This window comes from Methylobacterium sp. UNC300MFChir4.1 (assembly GCF_900110155.1).
Classification (GTDB): Bacteria; Pseudomonadota; Alphaproteobacteria; order Rhizobiales; family Beijerinckiaceae; genus Methylobacterium.
In genome coordinates this window covers 149,091-167,243 of record NZ_FOCS01000003.1, presented here as the reverse complement: position 1 = coordinate 167,243, position 18,153 = coordinate 149,091, and the positions used below count along the sequence as shown (strand labels likewise).

Here is an 18,153-nt window from a genome sequence, read left to right as displayed (position 1 = left end):
GCGTCAGACCTCGTCGTACACGACTTCGAGGGACGGCTTGGACACGTGGGCGACGCCGCACATGTCCTCGTGGGTCGCCGGAACCAGCACGACGTCGCGGCCGGTGGTCTCGCTGGAGAACAGGCCGAGCAGCCCGTCCTGCGAGAGCGGCGTCGGGCGGTGCGGCGCGGCCTCCGCGACATTGGCGGCGAGTTCCGCGAACAGGGTGCCCCAGCGCCCGTCCGGCTTGCCGATGATCTCGTAATTCGCGCTCTTGCGGCGGATGTCCTCGTCGGCCGGGATCGAGGCCAGGACCGGGATGCCGGCCGCCTCCGCGAAGGCCTGGGCCTCGCCGGTGCCGTCGTCCTTGTTGATCACGAGGCCGCCGACGCCGACATTGCCCCCGAGCTTGCGGAAATACTCCACCGCCGAGCAGACGTTGTTGGCGACGTAGAGCGACTGCAGGTCGTTCGAGCCGACGACGATGACCTTCTGGCACATGTCCCGGGCGATCGGCAGTCCGAAGCCGCCGCAGACCACGTCGCCGAGGAAGTCGAGGAGGACGAAGTCGAAGCCCCACTCGTGGAAGCCCAGCTTCTCCAGAAGCTCGAAGCCGTGGATGATGCCGCGGCCGCCGCAGCCGCGCCCGACTTCGGGACCGCCGAGCTCCATGGCGTAGACGCCGTCGCGCTTGAAGCAGACGTCGCCGATCGCGACCGACTCGCCCGCGAGCTTCTTCCTGGTCGACGTCTCGATGATGGTCGGGCAGGCCTTGCCGCCGAAGAGGAGCGAGGTCGTATCGCTCTTCGGGTCGCAGCCGATCAGCAGGACCTTCTTGCCCTGCTGGGCCATCATGTAGCTGAGATTGGCGAGGGTGAACGACTTGCCGATGCCGCCCTTGCCGTAGATCGCGATGATCTGCGTTTCTTTCTTCGCCGGTGCGGTGGACACGGCATCGGGCTCGATCGCGGCCTCGGCGCGGAGCTGAGTCGCCTGGGACAGGGCAGCCTTGTTGAGCTGAACGTTCACGCGGCGTCCCTCCAGTCGAGGATCATCTTCAGGCAGCCCGGATCCGCGAACGCGGTGCGGTAGGCGTCCTGGGCCTGTGCCGCCGGGGCACGGTGGGTAATCAGCCCCTCGAGGGAGAGCCGGCCGCTCTCGATCATCCGCGTCACCGCCACCGTGTCCTCGGGCCTGAACTCGGCCGAGATCCGGATCCGGGCCTCGCGCATGAAGGCGGGCGGGAAAGCGAAGCTGAGGGGCGCCTCGTAGAACCCGGCGAGGACGATCTCGCCCCCCGGTGCGAGCCGGGCGATCAGGTCGTCGAGGCCGGCGGCGTTGCCGCTGACATCCGTGATCGTCGCGTAGTCGCGCCGGGGATCCGCGTCGGGCGCGACGACGGTGTAGCCGTGCTCGCCGGCTGCGCGCACGGGGTCCGTCTCCCAGACGGTGGGCGCGGCGCCCGCAGCCAGGGTCAGCCGCGCGAGCAGCCGGCCGAGGACGCCGTGCCCGACGATGAGCGGCGCCGCCCCGGGGGCGAGGCGCCCGAGGGCGCGATGGGCGGTCGCCGCGAGGGCCAGGAGGCAGGCCTGCTCGCCGAGGGCCGCGTCCACCGGCACGAGGCGGGCGGCCGGTGCGACCAGATGGGACGCGGCGCCTCCGAACAGGCCGCGAACGGCGCCGAAGCAGCGGGCCCCCGGGACGTAGACGGTCTGGCCGACCCGGACCGAAGCGTCGGCATCCGCCTCCACGACCGTCCCGACGGATTCGTAGCCCGGCACCAGGGGGTAGCCCATGCCCGGGAAGGGCGGCATCCGCCCCGACCAGAGCAGGCGCTCGGTGCCGGTGCTGATCCCGCTCCAGGACACCGCCACGACCGCGTCCGCGTCAGTGGGCGGCGTCAGGGCCAGGCGCTGAACCGAGAGGTGCTCCGGGTTTTCCAGAATGACGGCCAGAGCGTCCATGGCTGGAAGTGTCCACCCTTTGCGTTGCGACTCTCTCTGGTGCGAAGCCGCTATGTGTCATCCTAGATAGACACAGGTCAGCGTCAAGTCACACTTACTTTGCGGGGCCTGTTTTTTGGGCTCTCAGCACCCGCGCGAGCAGGGGGCGACGTGTCGGATGCTCGGTCGTGGCGGTGAAACCTGCGGCCGCGAGCATCGCGCGCAGCTCCTCGGCCCGGCGCGGCCGGCCGGAGCCCATCGCCAGGAGGTAGAAGCCGAAATAGGCGTCGCCGACCGGCTCCGCGCCGGGCGTCCCGGCCATCGGCTCCGCGATGAGCAGCGTGCCGCCCGGCGGCAGCGCCGCGTAGGCCGCCCGCAGCAGTGCCTGGGCCGGCGCGTCGTCGTGATCGTGGACGATCCGCACCAGGGTGATCGTGTCGGCGCCCGCGGGCAGCCCGCCGTGGAAGTCGCCTCCGCGGCAGGCGATCCTGTCGCCGAGGCCGGATTGGTCGAGGCGCGCCCGGGCGCGGTCGGCGACGGCCGGCAGGTCGAACAGGGTCAGGCGGGGGCCGGCGTGCCGCGCCGCCACGGCCTGCAGGAAGGCGCCCTCGCCGCCGCCGACATCCATGAGGTGCCGGACGCGCGACAGGTCGCAGGCGTCCAGCACGTCCTCGGCGATCAGCGCCTGCGAGGCACCCATCAGGCCGCTGTAGGGCGCCACCGTGCGCGCGTCGCCCGTCGCCCCGGCCGCGTAGGGCCAGTAGCCCGCGAGGCGGGTCGGCTGGGCCTGTCCGCGCAGCAGGGCGACCGGATCCGCGAGATCCGCGTAGAGCAGCGCGTGATGCTCGATCATGGCGGCAATGCCGGGATTGCCGACGAGGGCCGCGCCCAGGTCGGCCAGCCCGAATCGGTCATTCGACAGGGCGCGCAGCAGACCGAGGGACTCGGCGGCGCGCAGCAGGCGTCGTGCCGCGTCGGGCGTGAGGTCGAGCCGCCGCGCCAGCGCGTCGACCGTCTGCGGGCCCTCCGCGAGGATCGCGAACAGGTCGAGGCGGATGCAGGCGGTCAGGATCTGCGCGTAGACGAAGCCGGCACAGAGGTCGAACAGCGCCCGCGTGTTGCGCTGCGCGATGCGGCGCGTCAGCGGAAAACCCGCTGCCCAGCGCTGGAACCGGGGGCTGGCGACGAGGCGGTTGCGCCACGCGAGCCACCTGTCCGCCCACGCGGGCGGAACGGGCGGCACCGTGCCGGTTCCGGGGAGCGATCCGGCGCTCAGACCACCACCGCGCGCAGGCTCGCGGGCAGGAATAGCCGCGCCTGCGCCTCGATCTCGGCGGTGAGCGCGGCCACGCCCGGACAGGGCGGGATCGCCGCGATCGCCTCGCGGGTCAGCCGGGACAGGCGCTCCATCGCGCCGCCGGTACCCAGCAGGGCGGCGGCGTTGGGGCGGCCCAGCGTCGCGTCGCGCCCGGCGGGCTTGCCGATCTCCTCCTGCCGGCAGGCGACGTCGCGCAGGTCGTCGGCGACCTGATAGGCCTCGCCGAGGCACTCGCCGAGGCGGCGCCAGGGCTCCGACTCCGCGCCCGCCGCCGCGGCGCCGGCCACGGTCGCGGCGGCGAACAGGGCGCCCGTCTTCGCCTGCTGATAGTCGCTGAGGCTGATATGCGCCTCCGATTCCCAGGCCTGCCCGGCCGCGATGCCGGACGGCGACCCCGCTGCGCGACCGAGGAGTCCGACGAGGCGCCCGAGGCGCGCCGGATGAGGCCCGACGGACCGCGCGAGGGTCTCGAAGGCGAGGACGATCAGGGCGTCGCCGGTCAGGACGGCGATCGGCTCGCCGAAGGCGACGTGGACGGATGGCTTCTGCCGCCGCATCGGCGCGTCGTCGAAGCACGGCAGGTCGTCGTGGACCAGCGAGGCGCAATGCAGGAGCTCGATAGCGGCGGCGGCCGCCACGGACCCCGCCGGGTCGTCGTCGCCGCAGGCGCGGGCTACCGAGAGGCAGAGGCGCGGCCGGATCCGATGGCCGCCGGGAAACACCGCGTAGCGGAGAGCCTCCGCCAGAAGGGGCGGGGCGCCGGGCGCCTCCGCGTGCGCAACGGCGCGATCCAGCGCCATCTCGATCCGCCGACCGGACTCCATATCGTTGCCTCCCGTGTTGTATGCGGTTGTCAGCAACAGGTGTCATTTCTTATTGACACTTTGCGGAGGGGAGATCAATCCCGTGGTGGGGGAGTTCGGAGCGGCCGTGGCGCAGGAGCGCGTCGTCGTGATCGGTGCCGGGATCGGTGGCCTCGCCGCCGCCCTGCGGCTCGCCCATGCCGGCTTCGAGACGACAATCCTCGAGCGCGCGCCGCAGCCCGGCGGGAAGATGCGCGCCGTCCCGGTCGGGGACCGCGCCGTCGAGGCCGGTCCGACCGTCTTCACGATGCGCTGGGTTCTCGAGGAGCTGTTCGCCGAGTGCGGGGCGGATCTCGGCGACCGGGTCGCCCTGTCACCGGCGAGGCTCCTCGCCCGTCATGCCTGGAGCCGGGACGAGCGTCTCGACCTCTTCGCCGATATCGACGCGTCGGCGGACGCGATCGCGGCCTTCGCGGGACCGCGCGAGGCGGACGGCTACCGGCGCTTCTGCGCCCGCTCCGCAGAGGTCTACCGCACCCTCGAAGGGCCCTTCATCCGCGAGGGCCGGACGGGTCCCGCCGGCCTCGCGCAGCGGGTCGGGCTCTCGGGCCTCGGCGATCTCTGGCGGATCCAGCCCTTCACGACGCTCTGGTCGGCGCTGGGGGCGTACTTTCGCGACCCGCGGCTGCTCCAGCTGTTCGGCCGCTACGCCACCTATTGCGGCGCCTCGCCCTTCACGGCACCGGCGACGCTGATGCTCGTCGCCCACGTGGAGCAGGCCGGCGTCTGGACCGTCGCGGGAGGGCTCAGCGGCCTCGCGCGGGCGGTGGCCGATCTGGCGGCGGAGCGCGGCGCGACCTTCCGGTACGGCGCGGAGGTCGCGCAAATCCTCGCGGACGGCGGCCGCGTCACCGGCGTGCGCCTGAGCGACGGCACGACTGTGGCCGCCGACTACGTCGTCTGCAACGCGGACTGCGCGGCCCTGGGGGCGGGGCTGCTCGGGCCCGATGCGGCCGCCGCCGGCGAGCGGCTCGCGCCCGGCGAGCGCTCGCTCTCCGCGGTCACGCTCTGCGCGGAGGCGGTGCCGGCGGGTTTCCCGCTGGCGCACCACACGGTGTTCTTCTCGCGCGACTACCGGGCCGAGTTCGACGCGCTCCTGCGCGCCCGCCGCCTGCCCGATGACCCGACCGTCTACGTCTGTGCCCAGGACCGGGACGCGGCGGGCGCCGCGCCGCGGGGGCCGGAACGCCTGCTCCTGCTCGTCAACGCTCCGGCGGATGGCCGGGAGCGCCCCCTTCAGCCGCCGGAGATCGAGAGATGCGAGAGGAACCTGATCCGCCGGCTGGAGGCCTGCGGGCTCACCCTGGACTTCACGTCGTCGGCGGTCACGACGACGCCGCGGGACTTCGACGCCCTCTTCCCCGGGACGGGCGGAGCCCTCTACGGTCGGGCGGCACAGGGATGGGCGACGACCTTCAAGCGCGCGGGCGCGCGGACGGCGGTGCCGGGCCTCTATCTCGCGGGGGGCTCGATCCATCCCGGCCCGGGCGTGCCGATGGCGGCGCAGTCGGGGCGGCTGGCAGCGGCAGCGATCCTGGACGACCGCGATTCGATGGCGCGGTCGCGCGGGGCGGCTACGCGTGGTGGTACGTCGATGCGGTGAGCGACGACGGCCGCCAGGGCCTCACGATCATCGCGTTCATCGGCAGCGTGTTCTCGCCCTACTACGCTTGGAGCGCCGAGAAGGACCCCTTCGCCCACTGCGCCATGAACGTGGTGCTCTACGGCGACCGCGGCCGCTTCGCCATGACCGAGCGCCGCGCCGCCAGCCTGTCGCGCAGCGCCGACCACATTGCCGTCGGACCCAGCGCCATGCACTGGGAGGGCACGGCGCTGACGGTGCGGATCGACGAGCGCGGCGCGCCCCTGCCCCGGAGGATCCGCGGCACCGTGCGTCTCGAACCGCGCGGGTTCACGGGCGGCCCGTTCCATCTCGACCGGGCCGGGCGCCACCGCTGGTGGCCGATGTCGCCCTCCTCGCGGGTCGAGGTGGATTTCGACGCGCCGAACCTTCGCTGGAGCGGAAGCGGCTACTTCGACACCAACGACGGCGACGAGCCGCTGGAGGCCGCCTTCTCGCGGTGGACATGGTGCCGAGCCGACCTGCCGGACGGCGCGGCGATCCTCTACGACGTCCATCACCGCGACGGCGGCGGCCAGAACCTGTCGCTCCGGTTCACCGCGGACGGCAGCCGCCGCGAGATCCGGCCGCCGCCCGGCGCGGCGCTCCCGGCGACGCGCTTCTGGCGGATGCCGCGCGAGACCCGCAGCGACGGCGGCCGCTCGCGGGTGCTCGCGACCTACGAGGACACGCCGTTCTACGCCCGCTCGCTGCTCGCCTCGACCCTGGGCGGCGAGCCGGTCCGGGCCATGCACGAGAGCCTGTCGCTCGACCGGTTCCGCAACCCGATGGTGCGACTCATGCTGCCCTTCCGGATCCCGCGGCCGCTGGCTCCGTGAGGGCCTCGGCGCCCCCCGTCCCGGATCGCCGTCGGCTCGGGGTGACGCTTTGCGGCATGACGCGCCCCGCGATGCAGGCGAAGGTCGCCATGCTCAGCACGAGGCCGAGGGGGAAGCCGGTCAGCGCGGCCGCCTCCCGGACGATCGCGAAGAGCGGCACCGCGCAGAGCAGGGCCCGCTCGCGCGGCAGCAGGCCGCCCGCGCGGTGCGCGGCGAGCGCCAGGAGGAGCACGGCCGGCACGAGGGGCGCCAGGTCGTAGACCGGGAGGTACGGTGACAGCAGCGGCGCGGAGACGAGGAGCGCGGCCGCGCGCAGCGTCGGGTCTGTGGGCCGGGACCAGGCGCGGAAGGCGAGGCCGAGCGCCAGTACGGCGACGAGACCCTGCGCCGTCCAGGCGGCGGCCATCGAGCCGCCGAGCAGGCGCACCGCGCCGAACGCGCTGGCGTTGAGGTTGAGGCTCGCCGCCGCGTTCTGCAGGATGATCCGGTTCGTGTCCCCGAGCGTGCCGAGGAAGCCGGTCCAGGGCGCCGTCCCGAACAGCGCCAGCGACGCGAGGCAGAGGGCCAGCACCGTCGACGCGCAGGCGGCCAGGCACGCGCGCCGTCCCGTCACCAGCAGGAGCAGGGGGGCGAGCGCCGCGAAGTGCGGCTTGTAGGCCAGCAGGCCGAAGCAGAGCCCGGCGAGCCACGGTCGGCGATCGACGAGCACCGCGCCGAGGGTGAGCAGCGACGCGGTGAACAGGCCGTTCTGGCCGTAGACGAGGTTGCAGAGCACGAGCGGGTGCGCGAGCGCGACGAGGGCCGCGTCCCGCCGGCCGGCCGCGACCCGCATCGCGAGCGCGAACAGGGCGAGGGAGAGCGCGGTCCAGAGCAGGTAGGCCGGCTGCAGATCCAGCAGTGCCATCGCGGCCGCCGGCAGGAGGAACACCGGGGGATAGTGCCACGCGAACCGGCACGCCTGCCCGCAGGCCGCCTTCAGGTTCGCCAGGTGCACCGGCAGGTCGTAGGGGTCCGCTCCCCGCCCCTCCAGCGCCGAGCGGCCCGCCACCCAGACCTGGACGAAGTCGTTGCCGAGGGGGTCGCCGTACCAGTTGCGCCGCGGGTCCGGGCCGGTCCCGTAGACGAGGAGGACCAGGGCGAGGCCGAGCGGGACCAGCACCCAGGCCGCCCGCCGGCCGAAGGCGAACAGCCGGTCATCGCTGCTCAGGAGATGCGCGAGATCTGACCGGAGCGCGGCGGCGCGTGCTGTCGGTGAGCCCGGCACGCGGGTCTCGATGGGCGCTGGCATGACGGGGGATTTCCGCGTCCGGATTCCGCGGCAGCCTATGCGCGCGCGGTTCCGGGCCCGTTAACAGCGGTGTTTGCGGCCCGGCCCGGCTTGTGCAAGAGGGCGGCGGCTGCGATCCTCGCGCCGTCAAACCGGGGCGATCACATCGATGCGACTGGACGAGGCGTCTCCGGCCCCGCGCGTCCTGATCTACAGCCACGACACCTTCGGGCTCGGCCATCTGCGCCGCTCGCGGGCGATCGCCAACGCGATCGTGGCGTGCAACCGCGGCGCCCGGGCGATGATCGTCTCGGGCTCCCCCGTGGTCGACCGCTTCGCCTTCGCGGCGGGCGTCCGGACGGTCAGGCTGCCGCCGGTGACCAAGTTCGCCGACGGCGGCTATGCCAGCCTCGACGGCGCGACCCCGCTGGCGCGCACCGTCGCGCAGCGTTCCGCGATCATCGCCCAGGCCTGCGACGCCTTCCGACCCGACCTGATCATCGTCGACAAGGAACCGGCCGGCTTCCACGGCGAGTTGCTGCCGGTGCTGGAGAAGGCCGCAGCCCGCGACATCCGCCTCGTCCTGGGCCTGCGCGACGTCCTCGACGACGCCGACCGCCTCGTCCCCGAATGGGAGCGCAAGGGCGCGGCCGAGACGATGGCGCGTTTCTACGACGAGATCTGGGTGTACGGGCTGAGCCGGATCCACGAGCCCCTGGCGGCGCTGCCGATGGAGCCCGAGATGGCCGCCCGCATCGACGGGCGCCTGATCTACACCGGCTATCTCCGCCGCGACCTCCCGGAGCGCCGCGCCGGCCGCGAGGAGCCCCCGATCGCGAACGTCCCCTTCATCCTGGTGACGCCGGGCGGCGGCGGCGACGGGGCGGCCCTGATCGACTGGGTGATCGCCGCCTACGAGGCCGATCCCGCGATCCCCCTGCCCGCGCTCATCGCCTTCGGTCCCTTCCTCGATGCCGGCATCCGCGACGGGTTCATGGCGCGCATCCGCCGCCTCGGTGACCGGATCGCGGCCATCACCTTCGATAGCGAGATCGAGTTCCTGATGCGCAAGGCCGCCGGCGTCGTCGCCATGGGGGGCTACAACACGTTCTGCGAGATCCTGTCCTTCGACCGCCGGGCGATCCTCGTGCCCCGGACCGAGCCGCGGCGGGAACAGGCGATCCGGGCGCTGGCGGCCGAGCGGCTCGGCCTCGCGCGGGTGCTGATGGAGGCGGAAGGCCGGGCGCCCGGGCGCATGGCGGCGGCGCTCCGCGACCTGCCGGGACAGGATCCGCCGTCGCGGGTTCTGGTGCCGGGTCTCTTGGACGGCCTCGACGCGGTCGCGCGCCGCGTCCGGGCGCTGACCGCCCGCGGCGGCGCGGACGTCGCGGCCCGGCCGTACCTGCAGGCCTATTCGTGAGCGCCAAACGGGTCGCCGTGGTGCTGAAGGGCTATCCGCGGCTCTCCGAGACCTTCATCGCGCAGGAGTTGCTGGCGCTGGAACGGTGCGGACTGGCTCTCGAGATCTGGTCCCTCCGGCGCCCGACCGATCGGGCGCGGCATCCGATGCACGCGCAGATCCGCGCGGAGGCCGCCTACCTGCCCGAGTACCTGCGCGACGCGCCGCTGCGGGTGCTCCGAGGCCTCGGCGCCGCGCTCCGGCGGCCGAACCTGCCCGCGCTCCTGGCGCTGTTCGCCCGCGATCTCCGGCGCGATCCGACGGCGTCGCGGCTGCGGCGCCTCGGGCAGGCCCTGGTCCTCGCCCGGGAATTGCCGGCCGAGGTCGCCCATATCCACGTGCACTTCCTGCACACGCCGGCCAGCGTCGCCCGCTACGCCGCGCTAATGACCGGGCGCCGGTGGAGCTTCTCGGCGCACGCCAAGGACATCTGGACCACGCCCGACTGGGAACTGGCCGAGAAGCTGCGCGACGCCGAATGGGGCGTGACCTGCACCCGTGACGGCCTCGCCCGGCTCGACAGCCTCGCCCCGGGCCGGACGCTGCTCGCCTATCACGGGCTCGATCTCGCCCGGTTCCCCGACGCGCCGCCGCCGCGCGAGCCGCGCGACGGGACGGACCCGGACCGCCCCCTCCGGCTCCTCTGTGTCGGCCGGCTCGTCGCCAAGAAGGGGCACGACGACCTCATCAACGCCCTCGCTGCCCTGCCCGCGCACCTGCACTGGCGGCTCGACCTGATCGGCAGCGGCGAGCGGCGCGAAGCCCTGGAGGCCCGGGTCGCTGCCTGCGGCCTGGCGGAGCGGGTCCGCTTCCGCGGCGCCCTGGCGCAGCCCGCGGTGATCGAGGCCATGCGCGCGGCGGACCTCTTCGTCCTGCCGACGAAGCCCGCCCCCGGCGGCGATCGCGACGGCCTGCCGAACGTGCTGATGGAGGCCGCGAGCCAGGCGCTTCCGATCCTGGCGACCGCCTTCGCCGGCACGCCGGAATTCATCACCGACGGTGTCCACGGCGTCCTGACGCCGCCCGGCGAGCCGGCGGCGCTGGCCGAGGCCCTGTCGCGTCTCGCGGGCGATCCGGGCCTCCGTCAGCGGCTCGGCGCGGCGGCCCTGGCCCGGCTCGTGCAGGACTTCTCCGAGGAAGCGGCGATCGCGCTGATCGCCGGCCGGCTGCGCGCGTCCGCGGGTCTGCCGCAGGGCGCGGTCGCCCGCGAATCGGAGTTGTCCGCGTGCGCGTCCTGATCGCGGTCACGCATCTGCTCGGCGCGGGGCACCTCACCCGCGCGGCCGCCATCGCCCGCGCCTTCGCGGCGGCCGGCCACGAGACGATGCTGGTCTCGGGCGGCGTCCCGGCACCGATGGTCCGACAGGACGGGCTGCGCCGCGTGCAGCTGCCGCCGCTCCGGATCGCCGGCACGGACTTCTCGACGCTGCTGGACCCCGACGGAAGCCCGGCCGGGCCGGCGCTCCTCGAACGCCGCCGGGCCCTGATGGTCGATACCCTGGCGGCCTTCGAGCCTGAGGCGGTGATCACCGAGCTGTTCCCGTTCGGCCGGCGCGCCCTGGCGGCCGAGTTCCTCGCCCTGGTGGACGCGGCCCGCGCCCGGCGGCCGCGCCCGCTCGTCCTCGCCTCCGTGCGCGACGTCCTCGTGGCCTCGACCAAGCCGGAGCGGATCGCCCAGGCGCACGCGCGTGTGGCGGACCTCTACGACGCCGTGCTGGTGCACGGCGACCCGGCCCTGATCCCCCTCGAGGCCTCGTGGCCCCTCGACGCGGCCACCGCCGCGAAGGTGCGTTACACCGGCTACGTGGACGAGGGGACCGTGCCCGCGCCGGCCTCGCGCCGCTCCGGCGTGGTGGTCGCCGCCGGATCCGGACCGGCCGGGCTGGTCCTGCTGCGCGCGGCCGCAGGCGCCGCCCGGCTTCGGCCGGATCTCGGCTGGCGGATCCTGGCCGGCCACGGCGTCCCCGAGGCCGAGCTGTCCGAGATCGGTCACGGTCTCGCGCCCGGCATCCTCGGTCGCGCGCAGCCGGACTATCGCGCGCTCCTGGCCGGCGCCGCCCTGTCGGTCAGCCAGTGCGGCTACAACACGGCCGTCGATCTTCTCGCCACCGGCACACCCGCTGTCCTCGTGCCCTTCGAGGCCGGCGGCGAGACCGAGCAGCGCCTGCGCGCCGAGCGCCTCGCCGCCCGGGGCCTCGCCCGGGTGCTGCCGGAATCGGAGCTGACGCCCGGGACCCTGGTGCAGGCCATCGCGGCGCGGGGCGTCCTCCCCGCGCCCGGCGATCCCGGGCTCGATCGGGACGGCGCAGCGCGCACGGTCGCGCTGGTCGAATCCCTCCGCGGGGGCGAGCGATCGCGCCCCGTTCGCGCTAAGCCGGCCGAGCCGGCCCTCGACGCTCTCCGCCGTGCTCTCGACGCCGTCGCGGCGCGGGGCCTGCGCGTGCCGCTGTTCTGGCGCGACGACGACGCGGTCGCGGGCAGTCCGGACCTCGACCGCCTCATCGGTCTCGCCGAGCACCACGGCGTCCCGCTGCTCCTCGCCGCGATCCCGGCCGGCATCGACGCCTCGCTGCCGCGGCGGCTCGAAGCGGCTGCCGGTGTATCCGCCGCCGTCCACGGCCTCGCCCACCACAACCACGCCCCGCCGGGCGAGAAGCGGGCCGAGTTCGGCGCGCACCGCCCTCTCGACACCCTGGTCGCCGACGCCGCTTCCGGCCTCCGGATCGCCCAGCAGCGTCTGCCGGAAGGCTCGCTGCTGCCTGTCTTCGTGCCGCCGTGGAACCGCGTCGCGCCGGAACTCGCCGCCGCCCTGCCGGATCTCGGCTATCGCGGCCTCTCGGCCGTGCCCGGCCCGTCGATCCCGGGTCTGCGCCGGCTCGATGCCACCCTCGATCCGATCGATTGGCGGGGCAGCCGGTCCCTGCGCGATCCGGAAGCCCTGCTGCGCGGCCTCGCCGCCGACATCGCGGGCGCGCCGGAGCGGCCGCTCGGCCTGCTGACGCACCACCGCGTCCACGACGAGGCCGTCTGGGACTTCGTCGGCGCGCTGGTGGCCAACCTCCTGCGGCACCCGGCGATACAGGTCGTGGATGTTCGGGCGCACTTCGGCGCGTCCGCGATGGACAAGGGGCCGGCGGCATCTAAGTCTCAGGTCTCACAGATCGCGAGGACGGGTTGAGCCCGCTATTGTCCATCCGCGACCTCGCGGTCGCGTTCCGCACGGAGAGCGGTCCGTTCGAGGCGCTGCACGGCCTGTCCCTCGACGTTCACCGCGGCCGCACCCTCGCCCTGGTCGGCGAGTCCGGTTCGGGCAAGTCGGTGACTGCCCAGGCGATTCTGCGGATCCTGCCGCCCTCCGCCGCCATCACCCGCGGTCAGATCCTGTTCCGGGACGGCGAGGTCGAGGCCGACATCGCGCGGCTCCCCTCCGAAGGCGAGGCGATGCGGGCGATCCGTGGCCAGCGCATCGCCATGATCTTCCAGGAGCCCATGACCTGCCTGTCACCGCTCCACACGGTGGGCGACCAGATCGGCGAGGCGCTGCGCATCCACACCGGGGCCGACCGCAAGGAGGCCGATGCCCGGACCGAGGGGGCGCTGGCCCGGGTCGGCTTCCCGGACCCGCACCGCGCCCTGCGGACCTACCCGTTCGAGCTGTCCGGCGGCCTGCGCCAGCGCGCCATGATCGCCATGGCGCTGATCCTGAAACCCGCCCTCCTCGTCGCCGACGAGCCGACCACCGCGCTCGACGTCACCACCCAGGCCCAGATCCTCGCCCTGCTGGCTCGGCTCCAGGAGGAGACCGGGATGGCGATCCTGCTGATCACCCACGACCTCGGCGTGGTCGCCAACATCGCCCACGACGTCGCCGTCCTCTACCGCGGACGCCTCGTCGAGGCGGGCCCGCGCGACACGCTGATGCGCGCGCCGGGCCACGCCTATCTCCGCGCGCTCCTCCACGCGGTGCCGCGCTTCGACATGGCGCCCGGCGAGCGGCTGACGCCGATCCGCCCGGCCAAGGCCGAGATCCCGCCCGGCCAGGCGCCCGCCCCCCTGGCCGGACCGATCCTCCAGGTGGAGGGGGTGAGCAAGAGCTTCACGCTGCGCGCCGGTCGGCTGTGGCAGAAGCCGCGGATCGTCCACGCCGTGTCCGACGTCTCCTTGAGTTTGGCGGCGGGCCAGACGCTGGGGCTCGTGGGTGAGTCCGGGTCGGGCAAGACCACGGTCTCGAAGATGATCATGCGGGCGCTCCGGCCGGATTCCGGGCGGATCCTGTTCGACGACGGCAGCGGCCCGCGGGACGTCCACGGCCTGAGCGGCGACGCCCTCTTCGCCTATCGCCGCACGGTCCAGTTCGTGTTCCAGGACCCCTACGCGTCCCTCGATCCGCGCATGACCGTCCGGCAGATCCTGTCGGAGCCGATGGAGATCCACGGCGTCCCGGCGGCGGAGCGGCGGGAGCGCTGCCGCGCCCTGATGGCCATGGTCGGCCTGGAGCCCAGCGGTCTCGGCCGGTACCCGCACGCCTTCTCGGGCGGGCAGCGGCAGCGCATCGGGATCGCCCGGGCGCTCGCCCCGAAGCCGCGGCTGCTGGTGCTCGACGAGCCGGTCTCGGCCCTCGACGTCTCGGTCCAGGCGCAGATCCTGAACCTGCTCAAGGATCTCCAGGCCGCCCTGGGCCTCTCCTACCTCATCGTTTCCCACAATCTGGCAGTGATCGACTACATGGCGGACACCATCAGCGTGATGTGCCGGGGCCGCATCGTCGAGGAGGCGCCCCGCGCGGCCCTGTTCCGCCGGCCTGTCCATCCCTACACGCGGGCGCTGCTCGCCGCCGTGCCCGATCCGAGCCTGGACCATCCCCTCGACTTCGCGGCCGTCGCCTCCGACCGCAATGACCCAACCCGCTGGGAGGAGCCGTTCCGCCTGGCCCCCGACGAGGCCGGGGCGATGCGCCCGGTCGAGACCGGACACCGGGTGCGCTTCAGCACCGCCCACAGTGCGGAGGCCGCGTGATGCAGGCCCGGCCGCCCGTGATGCTGGAGCGCCTGCGCCGCAAGGTGCTGTCGCCGTTCTTCGACCGCCTGGGCTACGACCTCGTCCCGGCCGCCCCCGACTGGACCCACCGGCCGACCTCGCCGCGCGAAGTCGCCACCCTGCTCGAATCGGCCGCCGCCATCCTGGAACGCGATCTCGCCGCCGCCGGCCTCATCCCCGACGGCGACGTGCTGGAGCAGGTCCGGGCATTCTGGGCGCTGATACCCACCGCCCCCGTCCGGCAGCGGCGCGGCGGCAGCGGCTTCAACGGCGCGCTGCAGCTCTACGTCGCCATGCGGGCGCTGAAGCCCGACTTCGTGATCGAATCGGGCGTGTTCCGCGGGCTCACGACCTGGGTGATCCGGCAGGCCCGCCCGCAAGCGCAGATCTTCTGCCACGATCCGGACCTGTCGGGCCTGCAGTACCGCGACCGGCAGGCCCGCTACAGCACGGCGGATTGGTCGACCGCCGACTGGTCCATGCTCGACCCGGCGCGGACGGTGGCGTTCTTCGACGACCACGTCGCCCAGGGCCGGCGGGTCGTGGAGGCGCGGGCGCGCGGTCTGACCCGGCTGCTGTTCGACGACGACGCGGCCGGGCACCGGATCCACGCCCATGGCGGCCCCGCGCACCCGACCATCGCGATGATCACCGGGCCCGAGCGCAGCCCGGAGCCGATCCGGTGGACGCGGAACGGCCGCCATTTCGAGCAGCCGGCCGACGACGCCCTGGTGCGGCAGGCCGCCGGGCTGATCGCCCGGTCCCACGCCTTCGACGACCTGCACTGGGCGACCGGCTACTCGCCCGCCCGGCTCACCTCCGTGACGTTGCGGGGCAGCTCATGAAGGCTTGGGACATCCGGGACGGCACCCCGTCCGCTCTCCCGCTGCGGGGCGGGAACGACAGCACCGTGTCCCGCCGCGCCCTGCTCGCCGGGCTCGGCGCCAGCCTGATCTGGTCGCGCGCGCCGTCGCGGGCCTTCGCCGACACCCCGCCGGCCGACGCGCCTGGCCCGCCGACCACCCCCTACGTGGCCGACCTCGCCGCCCACGGACGCCGCCTCGGCAGCGCGGGCGGCACGATCCGCACCCTGATCGCCAAGGCGCGGGACGTCCGCTACCTGTCGGTCTACGGCTACACCCGCCTCGTCGGCTACGATGCCGACCTCAACCTGCGGCCCGACGTGCTGGAGCGCGTCGACGTCGAGGGCGGCCGCTTCACGTTCACGCTCCGCCAGGGCCACCGCTGGTCGGACGGTCACCCGTTCACCGCGGAGGATTTCCGCTACTACTGGGAGGATGTCGCCAACGAGAAGGCCCTGAGCCCCGACGGGCCCGCGGCCTTCTTCCGGGTCGACGGCAAGCTCCCGGAGGTGGAATTCCTCGATCCGGTCACCGTCCGCTACAGCTGGGACCGGCCGAACCCGATGTTCCTGCCGGCCCTGGCGGCGCCGCGCGACCCGCTGATCTACCGGCCGTCGCACTATCTCAAGCCGTACCACGCCCGCTACGTCGGCAAGGAGGTGGCCGACGCGAAGGCCAAGGCGCTGAAGCTCCGCAGCTGGGCGGCCCTGCACAATCGCCTCGACGACAATTACGAGCTCAACAACCCGGACTGCCCGACCCTGCAGGGCTGGGTCCCGCGGACCCGCTCGCCGGCCACCCGGTTCCGGTTCGAGCGCAACCGCAGCTACCACCGGGTCGACACGGCCGGCACGCAGCTCCCCTACGTCGATTCCATCGTGATGGACGTGGCCTCGCAGGGCCTCCTGGTCGCCAAGACCAATGCCGGCGAGGCCGACCTGATGTTCCGCGGCCTGATGATGCCCGACATCCCGAGCCTCAAGGAGGGTGAGGCGGCGCATCGCTACCGCACCAACCTGTGGCCCGTGGCCCGCGGCTCGGAGATCGCGCTCTACCCGAACCTGACCACGACGGATCCGGCGTGGCGGCAGCTCAACCGCGACGTGCGTTACCGGCACGCCCTGTCGCTCGCCATCGATCGGCGCACCCTGAACAACACGCTCCTGTTCGGCCTGGGCACCGAGGGCAACGACACGATCGTGCCCGAGAGCGCGCTGTTCGAGCCCGAGATGCGGACCCTCAACGCCGCCTACGACCCGGCCCGGGCTGCCAAGCTTCTGGACGAGATCGGGCTGACGGCCCGCGACGGTTCTGGCACGCGGCTGCTCCCGGGCGGTCGCGCCCTGGAACTGGTGGTGGAGAGCGACGGCGAGGCCGAGATGGTCCTCGACGCGCTGCTGCTCATCACGGAGTTCTGGCGCGAGGTCGGGATCCGCCTGATCACCAAGCCGCAGGAGCGCACGAACCTGCACCGGCGCTCGATCGCGGGCGTGACCGTCATGGTCGCCGCCCAGGGCCTCGACCTCGCCGTCCCGACCGCGATCATGCCCCCGACCGAGCTGAGTCCGGCCCAGCCGGAGCATTATTCCTGGCCGCTGTGGAGCATGAACGTCGAGAGCCGCGGCAAGAGCGGCGAGCCCTGCGACGTACCGGAGGTCCAGCGCCTCATCGAGCTCGACCGGGAGTGGCGCCACACCGACGATGCCGGCCGGCAGGCCGCGATCTGGCGCGAGATGCTGATGAACCACGCGCACAACACCTGGGTGATCGGCACGGTGGCGGGCGCGCTCCAGCCGGTGGTCGGCGCCGATCGCCTGATCAACCTCCCGAAGCGCGCCCTCTATTCCTGGGAGCCCACCGCGATGATCGGCGTGCAGCGTCTCGACGAGCTGTTCTGGGACAAGGGCACCGAAACCGGCGCCGACAAGCGCGCGGAGGCCCGGTGATCGTCCAGATCCTCCGCCGCGTCGTCACGATGGCGGTGACGCTGCTGGTCATCTCGGCGCTCGTCTTCGTGATCATCAAGCTGCCGCCGGGCGACTACCTGACCAACCGGATCATGGAGCTGCGGGCCACCGGCGACGCGAGCTCCGTGGCGAAGGCCGAGCTGCTCATCAAGCAGTACGGGCTCGATCGGCCGGTCTGGCAGCAGTACCTGATGTGGATCGGCGTGCTGCCCGGATCGGTCGGGTTCTCCGGGCTGCTCCAGGGCGACTGGGGCTGGTCGTTCGAGTATGACAAGCCGGTGGCGGACGTCGTCGGTGACGCCCTGTGGCTGACCCTGCTGATCAACCTGACGGCGGTGGTGTTCGTCCACCTCGTGGCGATCCCGGCGGCAATCTACTCCGCGACGCACCGGAACACGCTCGGCGACGCCGTCGTCACTCTGCTCGGCTATGTCGGCCTCGCGGTGCCGGGCTTCCTGCTCGCCCTGATCCTGCTGTTCTACGCCAACCGGTGGTTCGGGCTGTCGATCGGCGGCCTCTACGATTCGGCCCTCACCAACCAGCCCTGGACCTGGGAGAAGGTCCGCTCGCTCATGGCGCACCTGATCGTGCCGACGCTGGTGATCGGCCTCGGCGGCACCGCGGCCATGATCCGGCGCATGCGCGCCAACCTGCTCGACGAGCTGGCCAAGCCCTACACGGTGACCGCCCGCGCCAAGGGCCTGCCGCCCCTGCAGGCGCTGCTGAAATACCCGTTCCGGATGTCGCTCAACCCGTTCGTCGCGGATATCGGCAACCTGCTCCCGCACCTCGTCTCGGGGTCGGTGCTGGTCTCCCTGGTGCTCAGCCTGCCGACCGTCGGGCCGCTGCTCCTCGAGGCCCTGCGCAGCCAGGACCAGTTCATGGCCGGGTTCATCCTGATGTTCGTCGCGGCCCTCACCCTCGTCGGCATGCTGATCTCGGACCTGATCCTGGTCTGGCTCGATCCGCGCATCCGCATGGGCCTGCGATGACTCGC

Annotated in this window: 14 protein-coding genes; 9 read left to right on the top strand and 5 right to left on the bottom strand. The window is 73.2% G+C overall.

Features of this window, described 5'->3' with window-relative positions; genetic code table 11:
- Positions 1-3: 3 nt before the first annotated feature.
- From BMY19_RS06375 to BMY19_RS06360, 4 genes are all read right to left on the bottom strand, one after another.
- Positions 4-1,008, bottom strand: coding sequence for a chlorophyllide a reductase iron protein subunit X (locus BMY19_RS06375; protein ID WP_042669531.1), 1,005 nt, complete (start codon positions 1,006-1,008; stop codon positions 4-6).
- Positions 1,005-1,943, bottom strand: coding sequence for a chlorophyll synthesis pathway protein BchC (gene bchC / locus BMY19_RS06370; RefSeq protein WP_091676925.1), 939 nt, complete (start codon positions 1,941-1,943; stop codon positions 1,005-1,007). Before bchC ends, BMY19_RS06375 begins: the two co-directional genes overlap by 4 nt.
- A gap of 94 nt (positions 1,944-2,037) precedes the next feature.
- Positions 2,038-3,165, bottom strand: coding sequence for a methyltransferase (locus BMY19_RS06365; protein ID WP_091676929.1), 1,128 nt, complete (start codon positions 3,163-3,165; stop codon positions 2,038-2,040).
- A 29-nt stretch (positions 3,166-3,194) separates the two neighbouring features.
- Positions 3,195-4,064 (bottom strand): polyprenyl synthetase family protein, encoded by an 870-nt coding sequence (locus BMY19_RS06360; RefSeq protein ID WP_100251215.1) that lies wholly within the window; start codon positions 4,062-4,064, stop codon positions 3,195-3,197.
- A 106-nt stretch (positions 4,065-4,170) separates the two neighbouring features.
- Here BMY19_RS06360 and crtD point away from each other — a divergent pair, with 106 nt between their 5' ends.
- The gene (gene crtD / locus BMY19_RS06355; protein WP_091677208.1) at positions 4,171-5,706 is read left to right on the top strand and encodes a 1-hydroxycarotenoid 3,4-desaturase CrtD; all 1,536 of its coding nucleotides are present in this window, start codon (positions 4,171-4,173) and stop codon (positions 5,704-5,706) included.
- A complete protein-coding gene (locus BMY19_RS06350) occupies positions 5,703-6,563 on the top strand; it encodes a carotenoid 1,2-hydratase (protein WP_100251214.1) in 861 nt (286 codons plus the stop codon). The genes crtD and BMY19_RS06350 overlap by 4 nt, the downstream gene beginning before the upstream one ends.
- Here BMY19_RS06350 and BMY19_RS06345 read toward each other — a convergent pair.
- Entirely contained in the window at positions 6,523-7,851 is a 1,329-nt protein-coding gene (locus BMY19_RS06345; protein WP_100251213.1) for a glycosyltransferase family 87 protein, read from the bottom strand. The two genes, BMY19_RS06350 and BMY19_RS06345, sit on opposite strands and share 41 nt — an antisense overlap.
- Positions 7,852-7,999: 148 nt before the next feature.
- On the opposite strand from BMY19_RS06345, the gene BMY19_RS06340 reads away from it, so the two are divergent.
- The 7 genes from BMY19_RS06340 to BMY19_RS06310 are packed head-to-tail and all read left to right on the top strand — an operon-like array spanning position 8,000 to position 18,148.
- On the top strand, positions 8,000-9,250 hold the full coding sequence (locus tag BMY19_RS06340; protein ID WP_100251212.1) for a glycosyltransferase family protein: 1,251 nt from the start codon (positions 8,000-8,002) through the stop codon (positions 9,248-9,250).
- Positions 9,247-10,527, top strand: coding sequence for a glycosyltransferase family 4 protein (locus BMY19_RS06335; RefSeq protein WP_100251211.1), 1,281 nt, complete (start codon positions 9,247-9,249; stop codon positions 10,525-10,527). Before BMY19_RS06340 ends, BMY19_RS06335 begins: the two co-directional genes overlap by 4 nt.
- A complete protein-coding gene (locus BMY19_RS06330; protein WP_100251210.1) occupies positions 10,515-12,467 on the top strand; it encodes a glycosyltransferase in 1,953 nt (650 codons plus the stop codon). Before BMY19_RS06335 ends, BMY19_RS06330 begins: the two co-directional genes overlap by 13 nt.
- Complete coding sequence (locus BMY19_RS06325; protein WP_100251209.1) at positions 12,464-14,305, top strand: ABC transporter ATP-binding protein; 1,842 nt, start codon at positions 12,464-12,466, stop codon at positions 14,303-14,305. The genes BMY19_RS06330 and BMY19_RS06325 overlap by 4 nt, the downstream gene beginning before the upstream one ends.
- Positions 14,305-15,171 (top strand): hypothetical protein, encoded by an 867-nt coding sequence (locus BMY19_RS06320; RefSeq protein ID WP_100251208.1) that lies wholly within the window; start codon positions 14,305-14,307, stop codon positions 15,169-15,171. The genes BMY19_RS06325 and BMY19_RS06320 overlap by 1 nt, the downstream gene beginning before the upstream one ends.
- Entirely contained in the window at positions 15,168-17,135 is a 1,968-nt protein-coding gene (locus BMY19_RS06315) for an ABC transporter substrate-binding protein (protein ID WP_100251207.1), read from the top strand. The genes BMY19_RS06320 and BMY19_RS06315 overlap by 4 nt, the downstream gene beginning before the upstream one ends.
- Positions 17,132-18,148, top strand: coding sequence for an ABC transporter permease (locus BMY19_RS06310; RefSeq protein WP_020091976.1), 1,017 nt, complete (start codon positions 17,132-17,134; stop codon positions 18,146-18,148). The genes BMY19_RS06315 and BMY19_RS06310 overlap by 4 nt, the downstream gene beginning before the upstream one ends.
- The last annotated feature ends 5 nt before the right edge of the window (positions 18,149-18,153 follow it).

Coding starts and splice junctions, on each gene's coding strand:
- bchC (WP_091676925.1), bottom strand. CDS start 1,943: ATGGACGCTCTGGCCGTCATTCTGGAAAACCCGGAGCACCTCTCGGTT.
- BMY19_RS06360 (WP_100251215.1), bottom strand. CDS start 4,064: ATGGAGTCCGGTCGGCGGATCGAGATGGCGCTGGATCGCGCCGTTGCG.
- BMY19_RS06345 (WP_100251213.1), bottom strand. CDS start 7,851: ATGCCAGCGCCCATCGAGACCCGCGTGCCGGGCTCACCGACAGCACGC.
- BMY19_RS06340 (WP_100251212.1), top strand. CDS start 8,000: ATGCGACTGGACGAGGCGTCTCCGGCCCCGCGCGTCCTGATCTACAGC.
- BMY19_RS06320 (WP_100251208.1), top strand. CDS start 14,305: ATGCAGGCCCGGCCGCCCGTGATGCTGGAGCGCCTGCGCCGCAAGGTG.
- BMY19_RS06315 (WP_100251207.1), top strand. CDS start 15,168: ATGAAGGCTTGGGACATCCGGGACGGCACCCCGTCCGCTCTCCCGCTG.